Below are 21,869 nucleotides of genomic sequence, written 5' to 3'. Positions count from 1 at the left end.
TTCGGCTTAAGCGGTTAATTCACCACGTAAGTTAGTTTCAAGGAGATTATTTATTTCACGCTGAGACAAATTCTGCGATAACAAATAATGTAGTTTTGTAAGCGCTGCTTCAATGGTCATATCGTGGCCGCTAACAACGCCGACTTGCGCTAGTGCGTTGCCGGTTGCGTAGCCGCCCATATTGACTTTGCCCTTGAAGCACTGTGTGCAATTAAGCACGACCGTACCTTGCTTGATCGCGCGCTGCAAGCTGGCGAGAAGCTTGGGATCTTGCGGGGCGTTGCCAACGCCATAGCTTTGCATGATAAGGGCTTTTACTGGTTGCTGCAGCATGTTATCGAATATTACTGCTGAAATACCTGGATATAACGTCACGACACCGATGGCTTGTGGCGTTACGGATGTTAAGCGTAGCGGTTCGTGCCCGATGTCTTTAATGGTTCCGGCATCAACAGTTATTTGTATGCCAGCTTTGAGGAGCGGCGCAAAATTTGGCGATGCAAATGCATTAAAGCCATTGGCATCCGCCTTCGTTGCACGGTTACCACGATACAGGGTGTCGTTGAAAAACAAACCCACTTCGTGAATTGGATAGTTTGCAGCAATGTATAGGGCATTCAAAAGGTTGGTTTGACCGTCTGAGCGTAATGCTGCTAGTGGAATTTGCGAACCTGTAATGATGACCGGCTTGGCTAAATTCTCAAACATGAATGATAACGCGGAAGCCGTGTAAGCCATGGTGTCAGTACCATGTAAAATCACGAAACCATCGTAGTCATTATAATTGCTTTGGATATCTTCGGCGATGTGTTGCCAATCGGCAGGGGACATATCCGATGAATCCATTAACGGGTCATATTCGTGAATGGTGAATTCAGGCATTTCGTCCCGATAAAACTCGGGCATGCGTTTTACGCACTCGGTTAAAAAGCCAGACACAGGGATGTAACCCTGTGTCGACTTTTGCATACCAATTGTTCCGCCCGTGTAGGCGACATAAATACGTTTTTTAGTCATGAATCACTGCAGTGGACATAGTTCGCACAGTGCGTAAACACCGTTCGGGTCGTTAAATTTATCTAGTAATTTAACTTCCTGCCACACGCGTTGCAATTCCATTTCAATCGGTGAGTGATTTTTTTCGAATACCGAAGCTGGTACCCAAGTGCTGGCTTGACCGAATAAGTCACGCATGAATTTATCGCGCGCCGATAAGTCAGCTTCAATCACTTCAACATCGTATTCGACGACATCAGCTCGTTGCGCCGCGGCACGAATAGCATCATCTAGTTCACCGAGTTCATCAACGAGTCCAAATTGTTGAGCTTGATTACCTGTCCAAACGCGGCCTTGCGCAACGGCATGAACTTCGTCGTAGCTCATATCGCGGCTTTCAGCGACCATGTTGACAAAATCACGGTAAAACTTTTCAATGCTCATCTGCACAAGTTGCTTACCGCCATCATCAAGCCCGCGAGTCACATCAAGCACCGGCAAATTGGTCGTGTGATAACCGTCGTTATGGACGCCAATTTCTGCCAGTGAGTTTTCGAAAGTAAAGAACATGCCGAATACGCCAATTGACCCAGTAATGGTTTCTGGTGCAGCCCATATCTCATCGGCACTTGCAGCAATCCAATAACCACCCGATGCAGCAACACTGCTCATTGAGGCGATAACTGGCTTGCCGGCTTTTTGTAATTCGAGCACTTCTTGACGAATAACCTCTGAAGCAAAACCACTGCCACCTGGACTATCAATACGCAGCACAACGGCTTTGACTTGATCGTCCAAACGCGCCTTGCGAAGCAATTCAGCCGTACTATCACCGCCAATCATGCCTGCTTTCTGATGGCCATCGACAATGACACCACGTGCGACCACGATCGCAATGTTATCGCGTTCTTTCGTTTCTTCTTGATACGCCTGACCATTCAACGATTCTAAATAGTTATCGTGGTTGATTTGGCGCCAGCTTTTTTCATCGTCATCAAGACCGGTTAGGCTGATCATTTCCTGACGGAATTGCTCACGAGAATATAAATCTGTTACCAAACCAGTACCGACAGCCATTTGTGCAAAATCGTTCTCATAGTCAGTCACAGCGGCCAAGAAATCGTCCATGTCGCCAGATAGTACGCGAGGGTCTAGTTCGCGCAGCGCTGCGATATCTGCTATGTAAGTTTGCCAAAGCTCATCGTACAAAATCTTGTTGGCCTCACGAGCTTCGTCCGACATGTCGTTACGCGTATACGGTTCTACCGCTGACTTATAGGCACCCACTTTAAATACATGCGTGCTCACTTTTAATTTTTCGAGTAGCTCTTTGAAGTACAACCGGTATGAGCCATAACCTTCAAACATCATCATACCCAACGGGTTTAAATAAATTTTGTCGGCGTGGGCTGCAACGTAGTACTGGTCTTGGCTATAAGCGTCGGCGTAAGTGATAACTGGCTTGCCACTTTCACGAAAGGCCATGAGTGCTTCGCCAAGAACATTCATTTTATTCAACCCACCACCGGCGAAGTTGCTGAGCTTTAATTGAATGCCACTGATGCGGTCATCGTTTGCCGCTTGCTCAATGGCAGTCACTGCGTCGCGCAGCAGAACTTCGGCTGGTTTCCCGCTACCGCCTAACATTTCGTCAAAGAATGCGTCGACCGGGTCAACCCACGTTTTTTCTTCAACTAAGCGACCGTTTAATTCGAGCACCAGTACACCGTTGTCAGGCACACGAATAGGTTCTTCATCGGCTGCGAAAAGACCAATAAAGACGAGCAAAACCAAGAAAAACACAATGTTTACAATGATTTTGCGAATAACGTTAATGAGACTAAAAAGTTTTTTGAAGACTGAAGCGATCCCGCTCATATAAAACAATCCCAAATTGAGTAGTAATGCTAGGAGATTACCGCAGAAATTACTCAGAAACTAGTAAGACAATGTAACAGAGCGTGATCATTTGCTAAGCTATCGAAAACTTGGTGAGGAAGCCAAATTCTACTTTTTTGAGGATGTTATGGACGCATTGGAACTTTTAACAACGCGCTCGTCAATGCCCCGCTTAATTGAACCGGGCCCGACGAACGAACAACTTGAATTGATGCTTAAAGCTGCGGCGCGAGCGCCCGATCATATGGCGCTAATGCCGTATCATTTTATTATTTTTAGTGATGAAAAGCGTCAGCAGTTAGGCCAGATTTTCCAACGCGCGGCCGTTGCGCAAGGTCAGGCGGAAGCACAATGCGTGCAAGCAAGCCAACTACCATTACGAGCGCCGATGGTGATTACGGTAGCGATGAAATACCAACAACACGATAAAGTACCACGTGATGAGCAGCTAGCGAGTGCGGCTTGTGCGACATTATTATTGCAGCAAGCGGCATTTTCGCAGGGGCTTGGCGCTATTTGGCGGACAGGTTGGTACGCTGAATCAGGGTTGGTGAAAACCGAACTTGGATTAAGCGAAGATGATGTTATTGTCGGCTTTTTGTATGTAGGCACACCGGCGGTACCAACACCGATCAAACCCAATAAGGAGTTGACCGGTAAAGTTCAGTTCTGGCAGTGAGTTCAATAAGATAAAAAACCAGCCGAAGCTGGTTTTTTATCGGCACGCTCGTTTCGTTAAAAATCGGCAGTTTTTGGTGCACGTGGGAATGGAATGACATCACGGATGTTTCCCATACCTGTTACATAAGTCACCAAACGCTCGAAGCCAAGCCCGAAGCCGGCGTGTGGCACGGTGCCGTAACGACGTAAATCGCGGTACCAGCCATAATCTTCGGTTGGTAGACCAAGTTCATGCATACGCGCGTCAAGGCGTTCTAGACGCTCTTCGCGCGCACTACCACCGATGATTTCACCGATACCTGGTGCTAACACATCCATTGCCGCAACCGTTTTACCGTCGTCGTTCTGGCGCATGTAGAAAGCTTTAATATCTTTCGGATAGTTTTTTAGAACGACCGGCGCACCGACATGCTCTTCAGCTAAGTAGCGTTCATGCTCAGATTGCAGGTCCATGCCCCATTCAACCGGGTACTCAAATTTCTTCCCACAGTTTTGCAGAATTTCAACCGCGTCGGTGTAATCCATGTGCACGAACTTGTTGCTAACCACATGATTTAGGCGGTCAAGTACGCCTTTATCAACACGCTGTTGGAAAAATGCCATATCGTCAGCACGCTCTTGAAGAACTGCGTTGATACAGTATTTCAGCATGTCTTCGGCTAAATAGGCGATGTCATTTAAATCGGCGAATGCGACTTCAGGTTCCACCATCCAAAATTCGGCCAAGTGACGACTTGTATTCGAATTCTCGGCACGGAAAGTAGGGCCAAAGGTATAGATTTTTGACAATGCGCAGGCGTAGGTTTCGCCATTAAGTTGACCAGAAACCGTCAAAAACGCTTCTTTTCCGAAAAAGTCTTTGCTGAAATCAATACCGCCATTATCGGCGTGCGGTAGGTTCATTAAATCCAGCGTAGAAACGCGGAACATTTCACCAGCACCTTCGGCATCGGAAGCGGTAATGATCGGTGTTGCTACCCATAAATAACCGCGTTCATGGAAAAAGCGATGCAATGCTTGTGCTAAGCAGTTACGTACGCGCATGACTGCACCAGTAATATTGGTGCGCGGGCGTAGATGTGCAAATTCACGCAGGTATTCCATTGAATGCGGTTTTGGCGACATCGGATAGGTATCCGGATCTTCCACAAAGCCATACACATGAACGGCTGTGGCTTGAATCTCGTAGCTTTGACCTTTACCTGCGTTTTCAGCCACTATACCGGTGATGGCAACGCTGCATCCGGTGGTCAGTTTGAGAACCTCATTGTCATAATTATCGAGATTATTCGGTACGACCGCCTGAATAGCGTCAAAACACGAACCATCATGCACGTTGATAAATGAAATGCCTGCTTTTGAATCACGGCGGGTACGAACCCAACCGCGTACAGTTACTTCATCACCAACGGCAACTTTTCCCGATAAAACATCGACAATTGTAGCGAAGGACATGGGCCTACAAACTCCGTTAGTTAAGGTATAAGAATAAAATAGGCTGATATGTTACCTTGCTTTGCGCCAGACTCAAGCGAAAATCACACCGACGCCGCGAGTAAGCACATGGTTTGGGTGATTTTGCTGAGTTGTTCGGGACGAATAACAAACGGTGGCATCACGTAAATCAGTTTCCCAAATGGTCGAATCCATACGCCGTGCTGCACACATAAGCGTTGTGCAGCGGCGACATCCACTGCGTGATTCATCTCGATGACGCCAATGGCGCCAAAGCAGCGCACGTCGGCTACGTTCGGCAGGTGTCGTGCAGGTTCAAGTTCCGCTTGAAGCTGCGCGTTAATGTTATGAATTCGCTGCTGCCATGGGCTATCAAGCAGAACGTCAATGCTGGCACAGGCAATGGCACAGGCGAGCGGATTGCCCATAAAGGTAGGGCCATGCATAAATGCGCCCCCTGCAGGACCTCGACTGATAGTCTCGGAGATATCATCGCTACATAACACGGCTGCTTGCGTTAGATAGCCGCCGGTTAATGCTTTACCGAGGCACATAATATCTGGCGTGATGTTGGCGTACTCACAGGCAAATAACTTGCCGGTTCGACCGAACCCGGTTGCAATCTCATCCGCAATCAGTAACACATTATATTGGTCGCAGAGTTTGCGCGCGCCGCGCAGGTATTCAGGGTGATAAAAACGCATCCCCCCAGCACCTTGCACGATTGGCTCCAAAATCAAAGCGGCTAACTCGTGTTGATGCTGCTCAAGAAGTTTTTCCAGTGGGACTAAATAATCAGCGTGCCACGGTTGTTCGGGCGCGATATTCGGAATAGGGGCGAATAGCTGCTCTCTGAGGCTACCTTTAAATAAGCTATGCATGCCATTGACGGGATCACACACCGACATTGCGGCAAAGGTATCACCGTGATACCCGCCGCGAATGGTCGCCATTCTGTTCTTTTGCGGAAGATCGCGACTAAACCAGTATTGCACCGACATTTTAATCGCGACTTCAATGGAAACTGAGCCGGAGTCGGCAAGAAACACACGATTTAACCCGGCTGGTGTTAACTCTACGAGCTTTTGCGATAACCGAATTGCTGGTTCATGGGTGATACCACCAAACATCACGTGACTCATCTTTGTCATTTGTTCAGTCGCGGCTTGGTTTAGTTGCGGGTGGTTGTAACCGTGAATAGCCGCCCACCACGACGACATTCCATCAATCAATCGTGTACCGTCGCTAAGAATTAATTCGCAGCCTTCAGCCGCTTCAACCGGATACACCGGAAGTGGCTCGCTAAAGGAGGTGTAAGGGTGCCAGATGTGTTGGCGATCAAACTGCAAGTCGCTATTTGTGATCATTGATTAAATAATAACCGATTGTAATTTAAATGAGTTAAATAAAGTTGACAGTCTAGGTAAACTCCGTACCCTGTGCAATATCAAATCACTATTTTTAAACGTTGTATCCAAGGATCTAACTATGTCGGCTGTCATTCGCCATGACTGGCAACTCAATGAAATTGAGGCTCTTTTTGCGCTACCTTTTAACGATCTATTGTTTCAAGCGCAGCAAGTTCATCGCGCCAACTTCGACGCCAATGCGGTACAGGTGAGTACCTTATTGTCGATTAAAACAGGTGCATGCCCTGAAGATTGTAAATATTGCCCACAGAGTGCGCATTATCGTACCGATGTGGACAAAGAACGGTTAATGGCAGTTGAGAAAGTTCTTGAAGAAGCTCGAGCGGCAAAAGCACAAGGTGCAAGTCGGTTTTGTATGGGCGCCGCTTGGCGTAACCCCAAAGACCGTGACATGCCGTATGTAATTGAAATGGTAAAAGGCGTGAAAGAGCTTGGCTTAGAAACCTGTATGACGTTAGGTATGTTAAGCCCACAACAAGCGCAAGCTCTGAAACAAGCTGGTCTTGATTACTACAATCATAACCTAGATACCTCCCCGGAATTTTATGGCGAGATTATTTCTACTCGTACGTACGCCGATAGATTGTCGACGTTACAAAATGTGCGAGATGCGGGTATGAAAGTATGTGCTGGTGGCATTGTTGGCATGGGAGAAAGTCGTCGTGATCGCGCCGGCTTATTGGCGCAATTGGCTAATTTACCGCAGCACCCAGAGAGTGTGCCGGTAAATATGTTGGTTAAAGTGCAAGGAACACCATTTGCCGAACTGGATGATCTCGATCCGTTTGAATTTGTGCGAACTATCGCGGTAGCTCGAATTTTGATGCCGCAAAGCTTTGTGCGTTTGTCGGCCGGGCGTGAAAGCATGAATGACCAATTGCAGGCATTATGTTTTATGGCGGGCGCAAACTCGATATTTTATGGCGAACGGCTGCTGACCACTGCCAACCCTGAAACCAATCGTGATTTGGCGCTGTTTGAGCGGCTTGGATTAAAGCCATTGGCGCACGAAGACTACAGCGATGATGTTCATGAAGCGGTTATTTCTGATGCTGTCGCTGAACAGCAGCAACCTGTGCGTTATTACGAAGTCAGTTGAGTAGGCCTGTTGGGTTTATGCATATTGCGAATCAGCTTTCATCTCAACTGAATCAATTGCGTCAGCAGCATCGATATCGAACGTTGACACAACGTCAATCGAGCGAAGTGCAATTCGGAAGCAATGATTATCTCGGGCTATCCTCGCACCCGAGGGTTAAAGCCGCGTATGCCGAAGGTATTCATCAATATGGCACTAGCAGTGGGGCTTCGCCGCTGGTTAGTGGCTATCAAGCGCCGCATGCGTATTTGCGTGAACAGCTGGCGCAATGGTTGGAACGCGAAGATGCGTTGTTGTTTAGTAGTGGGTTTGCCGCAAATCAATGCGCGATGCACGTGTTGGCACCAATGTATCAACGCGTCGTGCTGGACAAACTAAGTCATGCCTCATTGATTGATGGGGTGCGACATTTCGATCATTGGAAGCGATTTCATCATAATGATGTGGCTCACGCGAAGCAGTTGTTGTTGCCAAAGGAAGCGAATTTATTAGCAACCGAGAGCGTTTTCAGTATGGATGGTGATAGGGCGCCATTAACCGAACTCGCGCAGTTGCAGGCTGACTTGTGGATTGATGATGCACACGGTATTGGTGTTTGTGGTGATGACGGTCGCAGCGTGGCAGGACAGCTTACTGCGGCCCAAGTACCATTACTAACGATTACGTTTGGCAAGGGGTTAGGCGTTATGGGGGCCGCAATTGTGGGCTCATCGCTAATTATTGATTATTTAACGAATCATGCGCGAGAATTTATTTATTCAACGGCGATGCCGGCTGCGCAAGCACTTGCCGTAAGCACTGCGATTGATGTTGTGGCAAATACGGAAGGCACAACGCTTCGCCAGCGCTTAAACGATAATATTGGTTATTTTCGTGAGTGCTGTCGACTGCATGGCTTGCCGATTGGCGATAGCCATCACGCCATTCAAACACTGATTGTTGGTGAGGATGCTAAAGCGATGGCTTGGGGGCAAGCGCTAAAGACCCATGGTATTCAATGTGGCGTGATTCGTCCGCCAACCGTGCCGCGAGGAAGCTCACGACTGCGCATGACCATTGCTGCAACGCACTCGAGAGCTCAAATTGATCATCTCGTAGCAGCTTTAGTTGCAAGTCGAGATTCACTGGATAGAGCAGAGATAACCTCGTGATTTCTGTTCACTCGCTTCAAGAGCCGTCGCATAAACAAAAGATAGCAGCGTATTTTAGTCGCGCCGCACAATCCTATCAGCATCATAATGGCTTACAACGTTGGTGTGCGGCCAAGTTACTCGATTGGTTACCTGTAACGACCGGTGTGACAGCGGACATCGGCTGTGGCCCTGCGGTAAATACAGATGCGCTGCTGGCGCGTACAAATGACTACATTGGTCTTGATATCGCTGCAGGTATGCTGAGTGAGGCGCAACGCAATTATCCTAGTAACCTATGGCTGCGAGCCGATCTTGAGCAATTACCGTTTGGCGCTGCATCTATTGATACAATTTACGCAAACCTTGCGGTGCAATGGGCTGATGATTTGGCGGCGACATTAAATCACTGGCTTCAGGCAGTACGTCCTTCGGGGTGTATCGTTGCCAGCACGGTGTTAGCGGGATCATTATTACCGCTCGCTGATTACTTTAAGCAATATACTGGCGCCGCACGGCACAACCGATTCTACACAGCCGCAACCTTACAACATATTCTCAGTTCGCTTGATGAGGTAACTGTGCAATTTGAGGTTGAGCAAGTAACGGTGCCATACCAAAGTGTGCGTGGCATGTTGTATGACCTCAAAGGCATTGGTGCCAACTACCAACCACAGCCTCAACAAGCGCTGACCAAAAAGAGTTTTAGCCAGGTTGAAACCGCTATGGAGGCTCATCGCACTAGTGACGGCGCGCTGCCATTAATGTGGACAATAGGCTTTATTAAATTAACTAAAGATTAATCATGATTGCTAATAATGGAATTAAAAGGCCGGCATATTTGTTTGTGACGGGCTCCGATACTGATGCAGGGAAAACTACCTGTGCAAGTGCGTTGCTACATGCACTGCGTGGTCAAGGGTATCGAGTTTGGCCGTTTAAACCTGTTGCAGCTGGTGCCGAGTTGGTTGATGGACAATTGCGCAATAGTGATGCGTTAAACCTGATGAACGCATGCGCTATTGAGTTAAACCATGAAAATTACTCCAAAGTGAACCCATATTGTTATGCGCCGCCAATTGCACCCCACATTGCCGCCTCGCAAGTAAAAAGCGAGCCAACCGTAAGCAACATAATCGCCAAACTTGATTCTGCAATGATTGCCGAACATGAGTCCAAGCAACATGAGTTAGTGCTGATAGAAGGCGCGGGTGGTTGGCTTGTACCACTGAACGAAAAAGAATCTCTGGCTGACGTTGCTAAACAATTACAAGCTCAGGTGTTGTTGGTTATCGGTATGAAACTTGGCTGTTTGAATCACGCTTTATTGACGGTAGAAGCGATACAACGAAGCGGTCTAAAACTAGCAGGATGGATTGCGAATCAGCCACAGAAAGCTCAAATGGCACATTACCAAGAAAATTTAGAGACTCTGAAGCGGATGATCGATGCGCCTTGTATAGGCGAAGTGCCGTTTCACTCAAACCTGGATGAAGCGACACTTGCGGAACACCTTAACCTGGCAATGCTACATTTATAACCATTGAGAACAGGCTTGCTCTGGCATTATTGGTTGTTTAATACCGCCCTTAAAAACATAACCTGGTGCATCGCCAAAGTAGTGCATTTGAGCACCGTTGATGCGCAGATAAGCACCCTCAGGAATTGCAATAATCGGCGTATTCGGCTCGATTGCCATGAACTCGCCGAGACGTTGATCGCGGGTTTCGCCATGAAAGCCTGGTGGTTGATAATCGGTATAATGAGGATTTAACTGCACAGGAACAAGATTTAATGCTTGAAACGAGGGTGGTTCAATAATCGGCATATCGTTCGTGGTGCGAATACTTAAACCGGCGATGTTTGAGCCAGCACTCCAACCAATATAGGGGATGCCTGATTTTACTGCTGCTCTAATAGGTGCAATCAGCTTATTTTCATACAGTTTGGCAAGTAACTGAAAAGTGTTTCCACCACCAACCATAATAGCTTCAGCATGTTTGATAGCAGTAACGGGATCTGTTTCCGACTCAATTCCGTATATCTCAATGCCAGCTGGAGCGAGTGCTGCGCGCACTTTCTCGGTGTAAGCGGCATGAGAGAAGCCGACGCCAGCATAGGGAATAAATAAGATGCGACGTTGGCCGCAGTGCGCAGTAATAGGTTTGATGCATGGAGCAAGGTAGTCGCTGTCGCCAGCTCTTGAACTGCTTAGTAATAGAATTTGAGCGTCAGCCATTGATTTTTCTCCTTCGTTCGGCTCGCAAAAGGTTTGGTTGTGAAAGGGTATCAAAATAGTTATCAAAAAACATTCTAAAAGCCTTGTATTTCAAGGCTAACGCCCTTATAAATCGTGGTATCCGTTGAGGTCATTGTGAGGTTTTGAGAAATGTTTCGGATTGCTCTGTTTTTAGCAACAAACTTGGCGATTTTACTCGTTTTGGGTGTGGTGATGAATCTCGTGCTCCCTGCGCTGGGAGTCGAACCGACCCAATACCAAGGATTATTTATATTTGCTGCGCTGTTTGGCTTTGGTGGCGCTTTTATTTCGTTGGCGATGTCGAAGTGGCTCGCTAAACGCTCGGTAGGTGCCCAAGTGATTAATCAACCGCGCAATGGCACTGAACAATGGCTTGTAAATACGATCGCGGCGCAAGCGCAAAAAGCCGGCATTCCAATGCCCGAGGTAGCTATCTATGATTCGCCAGAACCCAATGCATTCGCGACCGGCGCGAGTAAGAATAGCTCGTTAGTTGCGGTGAGCACTGGGTTACTACGTTCAATGAACCAAGATGAGGTTGAGGCGGTACTGGCACATGAAGTGAGTCATATTGCTAATGGTGATATGGTGACGCTGACCTTAATTCAGGGTGTTGTGAACACGTTTGTTATCTTTTTCGCTCGGGTAATTGCAGGCGTCATCGATAACGCAACGCGCAGTAACTCGCAAAATGGCCAAGGCCTCGGTGGTTTAGCGTATTTTGGTATCGTTATGGTGCTTGAATTAGTATTCGGCATTTTGGCAAGTGTTATTGTGATGTGGTTCTCACGTCAACGCGAGTTTCGAGCTGATGCTGGTTCAGCAAGTTTGGTTGGTAAGCAAAAAATGATTGCTGCGTTACGTCGTTTGCAAGGTGCACAAGAATCGACCCTCGATGGCTCGATGATGGCGTTTGGAATTCAAAGTAAGCGCAGTTTTAGTGAATTGTTTATGAGTCATCCACCACTTGCCAAACGTATTCGTGCATTAGAAAATTTATAATTATTTAAGGAATGTCATGACTAATTGGAGTGCCCGTAGCTGGCGGGATAAAGCTATTCAGCAACAACCGAATTATGCGTCGAAGACCGCGTTGCAGCAGGTTGAGCAGCAGTTGAAAACCTTCCCGCCGTTGGTGTTCGCTGAGGAAATTCGTGCGTTGCGCGGCCAGTTAGGCCGAGTTAGCCAAGGTCATGGCTTCTTGTTACAAGGCGGTGATTGTGCGGAAACTTTCAGTGACTTTACCGCACCGAAAATTCGCGACACCTTCAAAGTTATTTTGCAAATGGCGGTTGTATTGACGTTTGCCGGCTCCTGTCCAGTAACCAAAGTTGCACGTATGGCTGGTCAATACGCCAAACCGCGGTCTAGCGACCTAGAAACAGTTGACGGTGTATCGTTGCCGAGTTATCGCGGCGATATTATTAATGGTGCTGATTTTACTGCTGAAGCTCGCGAACCTGATCCGCAGCGAATGATTAATGCTTATCACCACTCGGCAGCAACTTTGAACTTGCTGCGCGCGTTTGCTCAAGGTGGTTTAGCTGATTTGCACAAGGTACACAAATGGAACATGAGTTTCGTTGAAGCAAATCCGTTGAAAGAGCAATACCTGCGGGTTGCGGAACAAATTCAGTCGGCATTGAAGTTCATGGAAGTGTTAGGTATAAATGCCGAGAGCAACGCCACTATTCATGAAACTCAGTTGTTTACTTCACACGAGGCATTGTTGCTGCCGTACGAGGAAGCGTTAACGCGTACCGATACATTAACCGGCCTGCCTTATGATTGCTCCGCGCATATGGTTTGGATTGGCGAACGAACGCGGCAGATCGATCATGCACATGTGGAATTCATGCGTGGCATTCACAACCCACTGGGGGTGAAAATTGGTCCAACAACGCATCCAGACGATGTTATTCGTTTACTTGATGTGTTGAACCCGAATAACGAAGCAGGGCGCATGACATTAATCACGCGTATGGGCGCGAATACTTTGGCTGAAGCGCTTCCTGCTATAGTGCGTCGCGTTAAAGCGGAAGGTCGCCATGTGGTTTGGTCAAGTGACCCTATGCATGGCAATACAGTTAAAGCTGAAAATGGCCTTAAGACGCGCAATTTTGATTCGATTCACCAAGAGCTACGTCAATTTTTCGCCGTGCATCAGGCGGAAGGCACGTACCCAGGCGGCGTTCATTTAGAAATGACCGGTGAGGATGTTACCGAATGTACTGGTGGCGCGTATCAAATTAGTGAGCGTGATCTGACACAGCGTTACCGCACACAATGTGATCCTCGCCTGAATGCTGATCAAGTGTTAGAATTGGCGTTTCTTGTTGCTGAGTCGCTGAAAGATGCACGGCAAGGCCGCGGTTAACTCTGACATTTTCGAGGTTTAGTTGTATATGTCACACACTGTTGAGCAGTTTTTTGACAATTTATGGAATGACTATATTAAGTTGACACCTTCGGCTGCAAAAGTACATCAAGTACTTGGCCAAGGTCGTTCAATTATTAATGATCACGTTGCTTTTCGTACCTTTAATTTAGCCCCTGTGCGGTTAGAAACACTGGCGAAGCATTTTGAAACGATGGGTTACAAAGCGTGCGGTGACTATGCTTTTGAAGCGAAAAAACTTGTAGCGAAGCATTTTGAACATAGTGATCCAACCTTACCGAAGATTTTTATTTCTGAATTGCTCGTTGAGGAGTTTTCGCCAGAGTTACAACGTATTGTGAAGTCGTTGGTTGCACAAATTGATGCTGATGAAGTGGCTAAGCCAGAGTTCTTGTACTCAGGCGCACATTGGCAAATTAGTAGCACCGATTACGAACAATTACTGGAAGAAAGCGAATACGCAGCTTGGATGGCGGCGTTTGGTTTCCGTGCAAACCACTTCACAGTCAATGTAAATGAGCTACCAGATTACGAATCACTTGAGCAAGTAAATGAAACGCTGAAACAAGCTGGTTTCCGTTTGAATACCTCTGGTGGTGAAATTAAAGGTTCGCGTGAGGTTTTTCTCGAGCAATCATCGACGATGGCCGACCACACAGCAGTGCGTTTTAGCGATATGGAAAAGGTTGTTCCAAGCTGTTTCTATGAGTTCGCTAAACGTTACGAAGTTGCTCCAAACCAATTGTATACTGGGTTTGTCGCAGCGTCGGCGGATAAAATCTTTGAAAGCACCAATGCTCGCGCTGATGCCAGCGCGGAGCAAGACGGCAGCGCTTAAAAGCGGTGCCGTTCGAGATTGGTTTCTGCAAGAATTTTCGCAGCAATCTCTTCCACAGAAAAACGGGTTGAGTCGAGAAATGGAATGGCCTCGCGGCGGTACATCTTCTCGACCTCCTGCAACTCGTATCGACACTGTTGCATTGACGCATAGCGGCTACCTTCGCGTCGTTTACTCCGAATTTCATGCAAGCGCTGCGGATCTAACGTTAATCCGTAAATTTTATGTCGAAAAGGTTTCAGCACTTTAGGTAACTGTAAATTCTCCATGTTATCGTCTTCGGTTAACGGATAGTTTGCCGCTTTGATCCCATAATGTAGCGCGAGATAAAGGCTAGTTGGGGTTTTCCCTGTACGCGAAACGCCGAGCAAAATAATGTCTGCTTCGTCATAATCGGAAACATTACTGCCATCATCATTCGCTAACGTGTAGTTCACTGCATCAATGCGAAAATCATAGTTTTCCCGGACATCGTTATTTTCTTGAATGCCGTGAGTACGGTGGGTTTTGGGCTGAGCAGCCATGTTGAGTTCTTTACTTAGTGGCGCGACAAAGTAATCAAGAAAATCATAGCAACTGCCTTTTGACGAGGTAATTACGCGTTTAATATCAATACTCACAAAGGTGTGAAAGATAATTGGGCGCTCGCCAGACTCTTGATACGCTTGATTTATCTTATTGACCGCCAGCTCTGCTTTTTCAATGGTATCGACAAACGCCAGGGTTTTATGGATGACTTTTAATGGGAACATCGACAGCATGGCTTTGCCAAATGCTTCAGCAGTTAGGGCTGTGCCATCGGAAATGTAAAAAATTGTGCGCATTTTGGCAGTAATCCTTGCAGATAAAAGTGGATAAGATGTTAACTTGTGACGCCCCAGTGTGTAAAATACATTGCCATCCGGGCAGTCAATTAAGTGACTGTGTCACGCTAAAACTCCACGAGGAACTCAACGTGCAGAATAACGTACAAGATTATGTGCTTTGGTATGATCAATTAGGGATGAATGACGTCGGCTGCGTGGGCGGTAAAAACGCATCGCTTGGCGAAATGATAAGTCATTTGGCAGGCGCTGGCGTTGATGTGCCAAACGGATTTGCAACTACGGCAGAAGCATTCAATGAGTTTCTCGAGCAAAGTGGCGTGAATGAACGAATTCATGAAATTTTGGACGATCTTGATACTGATGACGTGAAAGCTTTGGCAGAAGCCGGAAAAAAGATTCGTCAATGGGTTATCGAAACCCCTTTCCAGCCTGAACTAGATCAAGCCATTCGTGCTGCATACGAGCAGTTGAGCGGTGGTAACGATGAAGTCAGTTTTGCTGTTCGGAGTTCGGCTACCGCAGAAGATATGCCAGATGCATCATTTGCGGGCCAACAAGAAACGTTTCTAAACGTTCGCGGCATTGATGCGATCATGGAAGCGATCAAGCACGTATTCGCCTCACTGTTTAATGACCGCGCAATTTCTTATCGTGTTCACCAAGGCTATGACCACCGTGGTGTTGCGCTTTCAGCGGGCATTCAACGCATGGTACGCAGTGATATTGCAGCTTCTGGTGTTATGTTCTCAATTGATACCGAGTCAGGCTTTGATCAAGTCGTCTTCATTACTTCATCGTATGGTTTGGGTGAAATGGTAGTGCAGGGCGCAGTAAACCCTGACGAGTTTTATGTGCATAAACCAACGCTCAAAGCGAACCGTCCAGCGGTATTACGTCGTAATTTGGGTAGCAAAAAAATCCAAATGATTTATTCCGATGCAACGGACCACGGCAAGCAAACCTCAATTGTCGATATCCCTGCAGAATTGTCTGACAAGTTCTCGATAACTGACGACGAAGTTGAAGCGCTTGCTCGCCAAGCGGTGATTATCGAGCAGCATTATGGTCGTCCAATGGATATCGAATGGGCGAAAGATGGTATCGACGGCAAACTTTATATTGTTCAAGCCCGACCAGAAACCGTGCAGTCGAACAAAACGGGTCAAGCGCTTGAGCGCTACGCATTGAAAGCAAAAAGTGACGTGATGGCAGAAGGTCGTGCTATCGGTCAAAAGATTGGCGCGGGTGTTGCGCGTGTTCTCAATAATATTTCAGAGATGGACAAGGTGCAGCCGGGTGATGTTTTGGTTACGGACATGACCGATCCGGATTGGGAACCAATCATGAAGCGTGCTTCAGCGATTGTCACCAACCGTGGCGGAAGAACCTGTCACGCAGCTATTATTGCGCGCGAATTAGGTATTCCAGCGGTTGTTGGTTGTGGTGATGCGACGGATAAAATTGCCGCCGGAACGCCAGTCACCGTATCGTGTGCCGAAGGTGATACCGGTTACATCTACAAAGGTGAGTTAGAATTTGATGTGACCACGTCAGATGTTGGCGACATGCCAGCCTTACCGTTAAAAATTATGATGAACGTTGGTAACCCTGATCGCGCCTTCGATTTTGCCAGTTTGCCACACGCCGGCGTCGGTTTAGCGCGTTTGGAGTTCATTATCAATCGCATGATTGGCGTGCATCCGAAAGCGCTGTTGAACTTCGACCAACAGAGCCCTGAATTACAAAAGCAAATTCGTGGTTACATGGCAGGTTACGAAAACCCACGCGAATACTATGTTGGTAAGCTTACCGAAGGTATTGCCACCTTAGCAGCGGCGTTCTCACCCGAGCGCGTTATCGTTCGTATGTCGGATTTCAAATCGAACGAATATGCGAACTTAGTTGGCGGACGTCAGTACGAACCACATGAAGAAAACCCAATGCTCGGTTTCCGCGGTGCGTCACGTTATATTTCAGAAGAATTCCGTGATTGTTTCGCGATGGAATGTGACGCGATTAAACGCGTGCGTAATGATATGGGCCTGACCAATGTTGAGGTGATGATTCCATTCGTACGTACCCTTGAAGAAGGCCGCAAAGTCATTGAATTACTTGCAGAACAAGGCTTAGTACAGGGCGAAAATGGCTTGCGCGTTATTATGATGTGCGAATTACCATCTAACGCGCTGTTAGCTGAGCAGTTCCTTGATATTTTTGATGGCTTCTCGATTGGTTCAAACGATTTAACCCAATTAACCTTGGGCCTCGACCGCGACTCTGGCGTCATCGCACATTTATTTGACGAGCGTAACGAAGCCGTAAAAGCAATGTTAGCCATGGCGATTCAAGCCGCGAAGAAAAAAGGCAAATACGTGGGTATTTGTGGTCAAGGTCCATCGGATCATGCCGACTTTGCTGCGTGGTTGGTTGAGCAAGGCATCGATTCTGTATCGTTGAACCCTGATACGGTGGTTGAGACTTGGTTGTACCTAGCTGAGCATCACGCCTAATAGATACATGCAATAAACGAGCGCGTTTTATGTCGAATTCGGATCACGTATTACCGGTATTTACAGCCTTTGAACGGCGTGAAACGCGCGTCGAAACCATTTATCAAAACTATTTGTTAGCCCTTGAGCGGGCTGGCTTTGACGGTGATATCGACGGTTCGTATAGCGGCCGTTTAATAGCGGCAACTGACAACAGTGTGTATCAGCAGTTACCGCAAGCCGTGCTGTACCCGCGGACTACTGAGGCGGTGCAACAAGCATTCTCGCTCGCCCAACAAGATACCTTTCGTAGTATTCAGTTTTCACCGCGAGGTGGAGGCACCGGCACGAATGGCCAGTCGCTGACTGCTGGTATTGTCATCGATTTAAGCCGCTATTTTAATCAAGTACTCGAAATTGATGCGGAAGCCAGCTGGGTTCGTTGCCAAACCGGCGTCGTTAAAGATGCTTTGAACGATGCTGTGCGTTCATATGATCTGTTTTTCTCACCAGATTTATCGACCAGTAACCGTGCCACCATTGGCGGTATGATCAATACCGACGCATCCGGGCAGGGCTCATTAGTTTATGGAAAAACCAGCGACCATATTCTTGAATTAAAAGCCGTTTTGCTAAACGGTGAGTGCATCACCACGGCACCAAAGCCTTTAGCCGAGGCGGAACAGATTGCTGCCGGAGATAGTTTAGAAGCGGCAATTTATCGCCAAGCTATCGCAACTTGCGTTGGGCAGCGTGCTGCAATTGATGAAAAGTTTCCGCCATTGAATCGATTTTTAACTGGGTATGATCTGAAGCATTGTTACGATCCAGCTCGTGAACAGATTGATATTTCGCGGTTGTTAGCGGGCTCAGAAGGCACCTTAGCTTGTATTGTTGAGGCGCGCTTGAACCTGACGGCTATTCCACGGCACAAAGTACTGGTGAACGTGAAATACAGTGATTTTCATGCCGCATTACGTAACGCGCCGTTTTTAGTCAAAGCAAGAGCAACCTCGGTCGAAACCATAGACAGTAATGTTTTAGATCTAGCGCGTAACGACATTATTTGGCATCAAGTAGCAGAGCAACTTCAGGATGTGCCAGATAAACCGATGCGTGGCATCAACATGGTGGAATTTACCGCGGTAGACGACGCTGAAATCAATGACAAAGTGAATTGGCTAACGAAGACGCTCGATGAGCTAATTCAAGGGGAGCCTGAGTTAGGCCTTATTGGCTATCAGATTTGTCGCGATGCGCGAAGTATCCAAACGATTTATGCGATGCGTAAGAAAGCAGTGGGTTTACTCGGCGCAACGAAAGGGCGCCGAAAACCAGTTGCGTTTGCTGAAGATACGGCAGTTCCACCTGAGCAGTTGGCAGATTTTATCGCCGAATTTCGAACCTTACTCGATGAGCATCAGTTGCATTATGGCATGTTCGGTCATGTTGATGCCGGCGTTTTACATGTGCGCCCAGCACTGGATATGACAGACCCCGCAGATGAAGTGTTGCTGCGTAAAATAAGTGACCGAGTGGCCGCTCTAACCGCTAAATATGGTGGTTTGATGTGGGGTGAACACGGTAAAGGGTATCGCTCGGAATATGCGCCCAGCTTTTTCGGCGAAGCGTTATATCAAGAAATACAGAAAATTAAAGCTGTCTTTGACCCGGATAACCGCTTAAACCCTGGCAAAATCTGTACCCCTTGGGGATCCGATGCACAACTTGTTTCAGTCGATGCCACTAAACGTGGTTACTTTGATCGGCAAATACCGATTCATGTGCGTGATGATTATCAAGCGGCAATGAACTGCAACGGCAATGGACTCTGCTTTAACTATGCAGCCGATTCAGCGATGTGTCCGTCGTTTAAAGCAACTGGCGATCGGCGTAATTCACCCAAAGGGCGAGCGACACTTATTCGTGAATGGTTGCGTTTGAACGCCGTGCAACACTTTGATCCATCAGGATTCCCTCTGAAAACTCGTACGGAGTTCTTGAAACAAGTTCCAAGTTCAGAACAGTTTGATTTTAATCATGAAGTTAAGGCCGCCATGGATAGTTGTTTGGCCTGTAAAGCGTGTGCCAGTCAATGTCCGGTGAAAGTGGATGTGCCGAGCTTCCGAGCTAAATTCCTAGCGTGGTATTACGGTCTCTATCGTCGCCCGAGCAAAGATTATTTGGTTAAGAATGTCGAATCACTTGGCCGGGTTATGGCGAAGTGGCCACGAATGAGCAACCTCATCAGCCATAATCCGCTGAGCGCTTGGCTGACACGTCAATGGTTTGGGTATGTTGATGCACCGAAACTATCTGTTCCGTCGGCAACAATGCGTTGGAAAGCACACCAATGGCCACAGTTAGATGAAAGCCAGTTGGCGCAACTAAGCGCAGATGAGCGTCAGAAATGCGTGGTGGTAGTGCAAGATCCGTTCACGAGTTTCTACGAAGCCGATTTGCTAGAAGCTTTCGGGAAAATCGCCGCACAGTTGGGCTACAAACCCGTGCTGCTGGCATTTAAAGGAAACGGTAAAGCTCAACATGTGAAAGGCTTTTTAACTGAGTTTAGTCGTACCGTGGATACGGTGGTTAACCAGTTAAATCAAGTTGCCGCATTAACGATACCGATGGTCGGATTAGACGCCTCAACGGTGTTATGTTTGCATGATGAATATCGTGATTACACCAAACAACCACTTAATTATCGCGTTCAGCTAGTACAACAGTGGTTGTTGGATGTATTACCTGAACATGCTTCAGCATTGGCGATGCGATCACCGCAGCATTCGTTACAATTGCTGTCTCATTGCACCGAGCAAACCGCGATGCCAAAAGCAGCGAAAGAGTGGCAGCAAATTTTTAATTTCTGGCAAATTCCGTTACAGCTTGAAGCAACAGGATGTTGTGGTATGGCCGGCACGTTTGGCCACGAAATTGAGAATCAGCAGGTAAGCCGCACGCTCTACGATATGAGCTGGCGTACTAAGGTTGAAAAATCAGAAGTTATCACGTTAGCAACAGGGTTTTCTTGTCGCTCGCAAGTCAAACGAATGAGCACAAAAAAGCGGGCGTTACACCCGCTTCAATGGTTAGCTGAAAACTGCGCTTAACGCGCAGCTTTCGCTTTGGCAATCACTTCACGAGCCATTTGATCGGCAATCTCACCCGTCGGGCGCTTTTCCGCAGCCGAACGCGTAAAGATTTGATCTAAGGTGTCGTAAATATCGCGCACACGTTTGTCGGTTTCTTCACGACTCATGTTCGCCGCTTCGCTACATACGTGAATAACACCACCGGCGTTTATAACGTAATCAGGTGCGTACAAAATCCCCATATCCATCACAATTTTGTCATGGGCTGGCGTTGCTAACTGATTGTTGGCGCTACCAGCAATAATTTTCGCTTTCATTTGCTTTAGCGTTTCATCATTAATGGTTGCACCTAGTGCACACGGCGCATAGACATCGACATCAAGGCCGTAAATCTCATCTAAGCCAACAACAGTAGCATTTAGCTCGCTGGCTGCGCGCTGACAAGCTTCTTCGTTGATATCGGTGACGAACAGTTGAGCGCCTTCTTTAGCACAGTATTCAGCGAAGTCGTAACCGACTGCGCCAAGGCCTTGAACAGCTATTTTCACACCATTGAGGTTGTCGTTACCGAATTTATGCTTAGCGGCAGCTTTTAAACCTAAATAAGTGCCAAGCGCAGTATGCGGTGATGGGTCACCTGCTTTCTCAGCAGTACCAGCAACGTAGCTGGTTTCTTCAGCAACGTAGGCGATATCGCTGGTACGAATATTCACATCTTCTGCAGTGATATAACGACCACTGAGCGAGTTGACAAAACGACCATAGGCACGCATTAATTCTGGTGTTTTAATTGTTTTAGCGTCGCCGATAATAACTGCTTTACCGCCACCAAGTGGCAAGCCGGCTAGGGCGCTTTTGTAAGTCATACCGCGAGACAGACGAAGTACGTCGGTTAATGCTTCGGCCGACGATGCATAATTCCACAAGCGAGTTCCGCCTAATGATGGCCCGAGCGTGGTGTCGTGGATGGCAATGATTGCTTTTAAACCTGTTTCTTTATCATGACAAAACACGACTTGTTCGTGTTGGTCGAACTCTTTGTGTTCGAATAGAGACATTCTAGGTATTCCTCGTTCATCCCAAAAATTGCGCGAACATTATCATTTTGACGGGTATTTCGCTAGTGAATTACTGAAATAAACTGTTAACGTTTACGTCAACTGTTGCAAGCAAAGTTTACACCCAGAAAAACCATTGCGTTTGCGCTTGAAAGCGGTAGTATTACTGGGTGTTTACCGTGTATTTAACAACGAATAATAAGTAGTAAAGTGA

Annotated in this window: 17 protein-coding genes; 10 read left to right on the top strand and 7 right to left on the bottom strand. The window is 47.3% G+C overall.

The annotated features are described in order from the left end of the window. Window positions 1–6: 6 nt before the first annotated feature. Window positions 7–1,017, bottom strand: a complete 1,011-nt coding sequence (ansA, locus tag LG272_RS08250; protein ID WP_404407893.1) for an asparaginase — start codon at window positions 1,015–1,017, stop codon at window positions 7–9. A gap of 3 nt (window positions 1,018–1,020) precedes the next feature. Continuing rightward, on the bottom strand, window positions 1,021–2,874 hold the full coding sequence (gene sppA / locus LG272_RS08245) for a signal peptide peptidase SppA (RefSeq protein ID WP_404407891.1): 1,854 nt from the start codon (window positions 2,872–2,874) through the stop codon (window positions 1,021–1,023). A 148-nt stretch (window positions 2,875–3,022) separates the two neighbouring features. Between sppA and LG272_RS08240 the strand changes: the two genes are divergently transcribed. Next, window positions 3,023–3,574: a nitroreductase family protein gene (locus LG272_RS08240; protein ID WP_126758865.1), complete on the top strand. Its 552-nt coding sequence runs from the start codon at window positions 3,023–3,025 to the stop codon at window positions 3,572–3,574. A gap of 56 nt (window positions 3,575–3,630) precedes the next feature. Here the strand turns inward: LG272_RS08240 and asnS are convergent, their stop codons facing one another. After that, on the bottom strand, window positions 3,631–5,031 hold the full coding sequence (gene asnS, locus LG272_RS08235; protein WP_404407888.1) for an asparagine--tRNA ligase: 1,401 nt from the start codon (window positions 5,029–5,031) through the stop codon (window positions 3,631–3,633). A gap of 83 nt (window positions 5,032–5,114) precedes the next feature. After that, entirely contained in the window at window positions 5,115–6,398 is a 1,284-nt protein-coding gene (bioA, locus tag LG272_RS08230; RefSeq protein ID WP_404407886.1) for an adenosylmethionine--8-amino-7-oxononanoate transaminase, read from the bottom strand. Between the two features lie 121 nt (window positions 6,399–6,519). Here bioA and bioB point away from each other — a divergent pair, with 121 nt between their 5' ends. Genes bioB through bioD form a run of 4 tightly spaced genes read left to right on the top strand, consistent with a single transcriptional unit; the run spans window position 6,520 to window position 10,230 of the window. Then, window positions 6,520–7,560 carry a biotin synthase BioB gene (bioB, locus tag LG272_RS08225; protein WP_126758862.1) on the top strand — a complete coding sequence of 347 codons (1,041 nt, stop codon included), beginning with the start codon at window positions 6,520–6,522 and terminating at the stop codon, window positions 7,558–7,560. 17 nt (window positions 7,561–7,577) lie between these two features. After that, the gene (locus tag LG272_RS08220) at window positions 7,578–8,711 is read left to right on the top strand and encodes an aminotransferase class I/II-fold pyridoxal phosphate-dependent enzyme (RefSeq protein ID WP_404407883.1); all 1,134 of its coding nucleotides are present in this window, start codon (window positions 7,578–7,580) and stop codon (window positions 8,709–8,711) included. Next, complete coding sequence (locus LG272_RS08215; RefSeq protein WP_404407881.1) at window positions 8,708–9,493, top strand: methyltransferase domain-containing protein; 786 nt, start codon at window positions 8,708–8,710, stop codon at window positions 9,491–9,493. The genes LG272_RS08220 and LG272_RS08215 overlap by 4 nt, the downstream gene beginning before the upstream one ends. A gap of 2 nt (window positions 9,494–9,495) precedes the next feature. Beyond that, window positions 9,496–10,230, top strand: coding sequence for a dethiobiotin synthase (gene bioD / locus LG272_RS08210; protein WP_404407879.1), 735 nt, complete (start codon window positions 9,496–9,498; stop codon window positions 10,228–10,230). Here bioD and pepE read toward each other — a convergent pair. Beyond that, on the bottom strand, window positions 10,225–10,929 hold the full coding sequence (gene pepE / locus LG272_RS08205; protein ID WP_404407877.1) for a dipeptidase PepE: 705 nt from the start codon (window positions 10,927–10,929) through the stop codon (window positions 10,225–10,227). The two genes, bioD and pepE, sit on opposite strands and share 6 nt — an antisense overlap. A gap of 150 nt (window positions 10,930–11,079) precedes the next feature. Here pepE and htpX point away from each other — a divergent pair, with 150 nt between their 5' ends. From htpX to LG272_RS08190, 3 genes are read left to right on the top strand one after another with little or no spacing between them, the layout of a single operon-like run. Then, window positions 11,080–11,952, top strand: a complete 873-nt coding sequence (gene htpX / locus LG272_RS08200; protein ID WP_404407875.1) for a protease HtpX — start codon at window positions 11,080–11,082, stop codon at window positions 11,950–11,952. Window positions 11,953–11,968: 16 nt separating this feature from the next. Further along, a complete protein-coding gene (locus tag LG272_RS08195; protein ID WP_404407873.1) occupies window positions 11,969–13,327 on the top strand; it encodes a class II 3-deoxy-7-phosphoheptulonate synthase in 1,359 nt (452 codons plus the stop codon). A 28-nt stretch (window positions 13,328–13,355) separates the two neighbouring features. Next, complete coding sequence (locus tag LG272_RS08190) at window positions 13,356–14,186, top strand: DUF1338 domain-containing protein (RefSeq protein ID WP_404407871.1); 831 nt, start codon at window positions 13,356–13,358, stop codon at window positions 14,184–14,186. Here the strand turns inward: LG272_RS08190 and LG272_RS08185 are convergent. Beyond that, complete coding sequence (locus LG272_RS08185) at window positions 14,183–15,010, bottom strand: pyruvate, water dikinase regulatory protein (RefSeq protein WP_404407869.1); 828 nt, start codon at window positions 15,008–15,010, stop codon at window positions 14,183–14,185. The two genes, LG272_RS08190 and LG272_RS08185, sit on opposite strands and share 4 nt — an antisense overlap. 131 nt (window positions 15,011–15,141) lie before the next feature. Between LG272_RS08185 and ppsA the strand changes: the two genes are divergently transcribed. Further along, window positions 15,142–17,523 carry a phosphoenolpyruvate synthase gene (gene ppsA / locus LG272_RS08180; protein ID WP_404407867.1) on the top strand — a complete coding sequence of 794 codons (2,382 nt, stop codon included), beginning with the start codon at window positions 15,142–15,144 and terminating at the stop codon, window positions 17,521–17,523. A gap of 29 nt (window positions 17,524–17,552) precedes the next feature. Beyond that, on the top strand, window positions 17,553–20,615 hold the full coding sequence (locus LG272_RS08175) for an FAD-binding and (Fe-S)-binding domain-containing protein (RefSeq protein ID WP_404407865.1): 3,063 nt from the start codon (window positions 17,553–17,555) through the stop codon (window positions 20,613–20,615). Here the strand turns inward: LG272_RS08175 and LG272_RS08170 are convergent. After that, window positions 20,612–21,655, bottom strand: a complete 1,044-nt coding sequence (locus LG272_RS08170) for a Glu/Leu/Phe/Val dehydrogenase dimerization domain-containing protein (protein WP_404407863.1) — start codon at window positions 21,653–21,655, stop codon at window positions 20,612–20,614. The genes LG272_RS08175 and LG272_RS08170 overlap by 4 nt on opposite strands. Between the last annotated feature and the right edge of the window lie 214 nt (window positions 21,656–21,869).

Origin of the sequence: Pseudidiomarina marina, assembly GCF_044807045.1 — a bacterium.
Classification (GTDB): Bacteria; Pseudomonadota; Gammaproteobacteria; order Enterobacterales; family Alteromonadaceae; genus Pseudidiomarina; species Pseudidiomarina marina.
This window is presented reverse-complemented; position numbering and strand designations above follow the sequence as displayed.

What these genes read in the sequence shown, in the direction of transcription:
- ansA (WP_404407893.1), bottom strand. Translation starts at nt 1,017, where the DNA reads ATGACTAAAAAACGTATTTATGTCGCCTACACGGGCGGAACAATTGGT.
- sppA (WP_404407891.1), bottom strand. Translation starts at nt 2,874, where the DNA reads ATGAGCGGGATCGCTTCAGTCTTCAAAAAACTTTTTAGTCTCATTAAC.
- LG272_RS08240 (WP_126758865.1), top strand. Translation starts at nt 3,023, where the DNA reads ATGGACGCATTGGAACTTTTAACAACGCGCTCGTCAATGCCCCGCTTA.
- asnS (WP_404407888.1), bottom strand. Translation starts at nt 5,031, where the DNA reads ATGTCCTTCGCTACAATTGTCGATGTTTTATCGGGAAAAGTTGCCGTT.
- bioA (WP_404407886.1), bottom strand. Translation starts at nt 6,398, where the DNA reads ATGATCACAAATAGCGACTTGCAGTTTGATCGCCAACACATCTGGCAC.
- bioB (WP_126758862.1), top strand. Translation starts at nt 6,520, where the DNA reads ATGTCGGCTGTCATTCGCCATGACTGGCAACTCAATGAAATTGAGGCT.
- LG272_RS08220 (WP_404407883.1), top strand. Translation starts at nt 7,578, where the DNA reads ATGCATATTGCGAATCAGCTTTCATCTCAACTGAATCAATTGCGTCAG.
- bioD (WP_404407879.1), top strand. Translation starts at nt 9,496, where the DNA reads ATGATTGCTAATAATGGAATTAAAAGGCCGGCATATTTGTTTGTGACG.
- pepE (WP_404407877.1), bottom strand. Translation starts at nt 10,929, where the DNA reads ATGGCTGACGCTCAAATTCTATTACTAAGCAGTTCAAGAGCTGGCGAC.
- htpX (WP_404407875.1), top strand. Translation starts at nt 11,080, where the DNA reads ATGTTTCGGATTGCTCTGTTTTTAGCAACAAACTTGGCGATTTTACTC.
- LG272_RS08195 (WP_404407873.1), top strand. Translation starts at nt 11,969, where the DNA reads ATGACTAATTGGAGTGCCCGTAGCTGGCGGGATAAAGCTATTCAGCAA.
- LG272_RS08190 (WP_404407871.1), top strand. Translation starts at nt 13,356, where the DNA reads ATGTCACACACTGTTGAGCAGTTTTTTGACAATTTATGGAATGACTAT.
- LG272_RS08185 (WP_404407869.1), bottom strand. Translation starts at nt 15,010, where the DNA reads ATGCGCACAATTTTTTACATTTCCGATGGCACAGCCCTAACTGCTGAA.
- LG272_RS08175 (WP_404407865.1), top strand. Translation starts at nt 17,553, where the DNA reads ATGTCGAATTCGGATCACGTATTACCGGTATTTACAGCCTTTGAACGG.
- LG272_RS08170 (WP_404407863.1), bottom strand. Translation starts at nt 21,655, where the DNA reads ATGTCTCTATTCGAACACAAAGAGTTCGACCAACACGAACAAGTCGTG.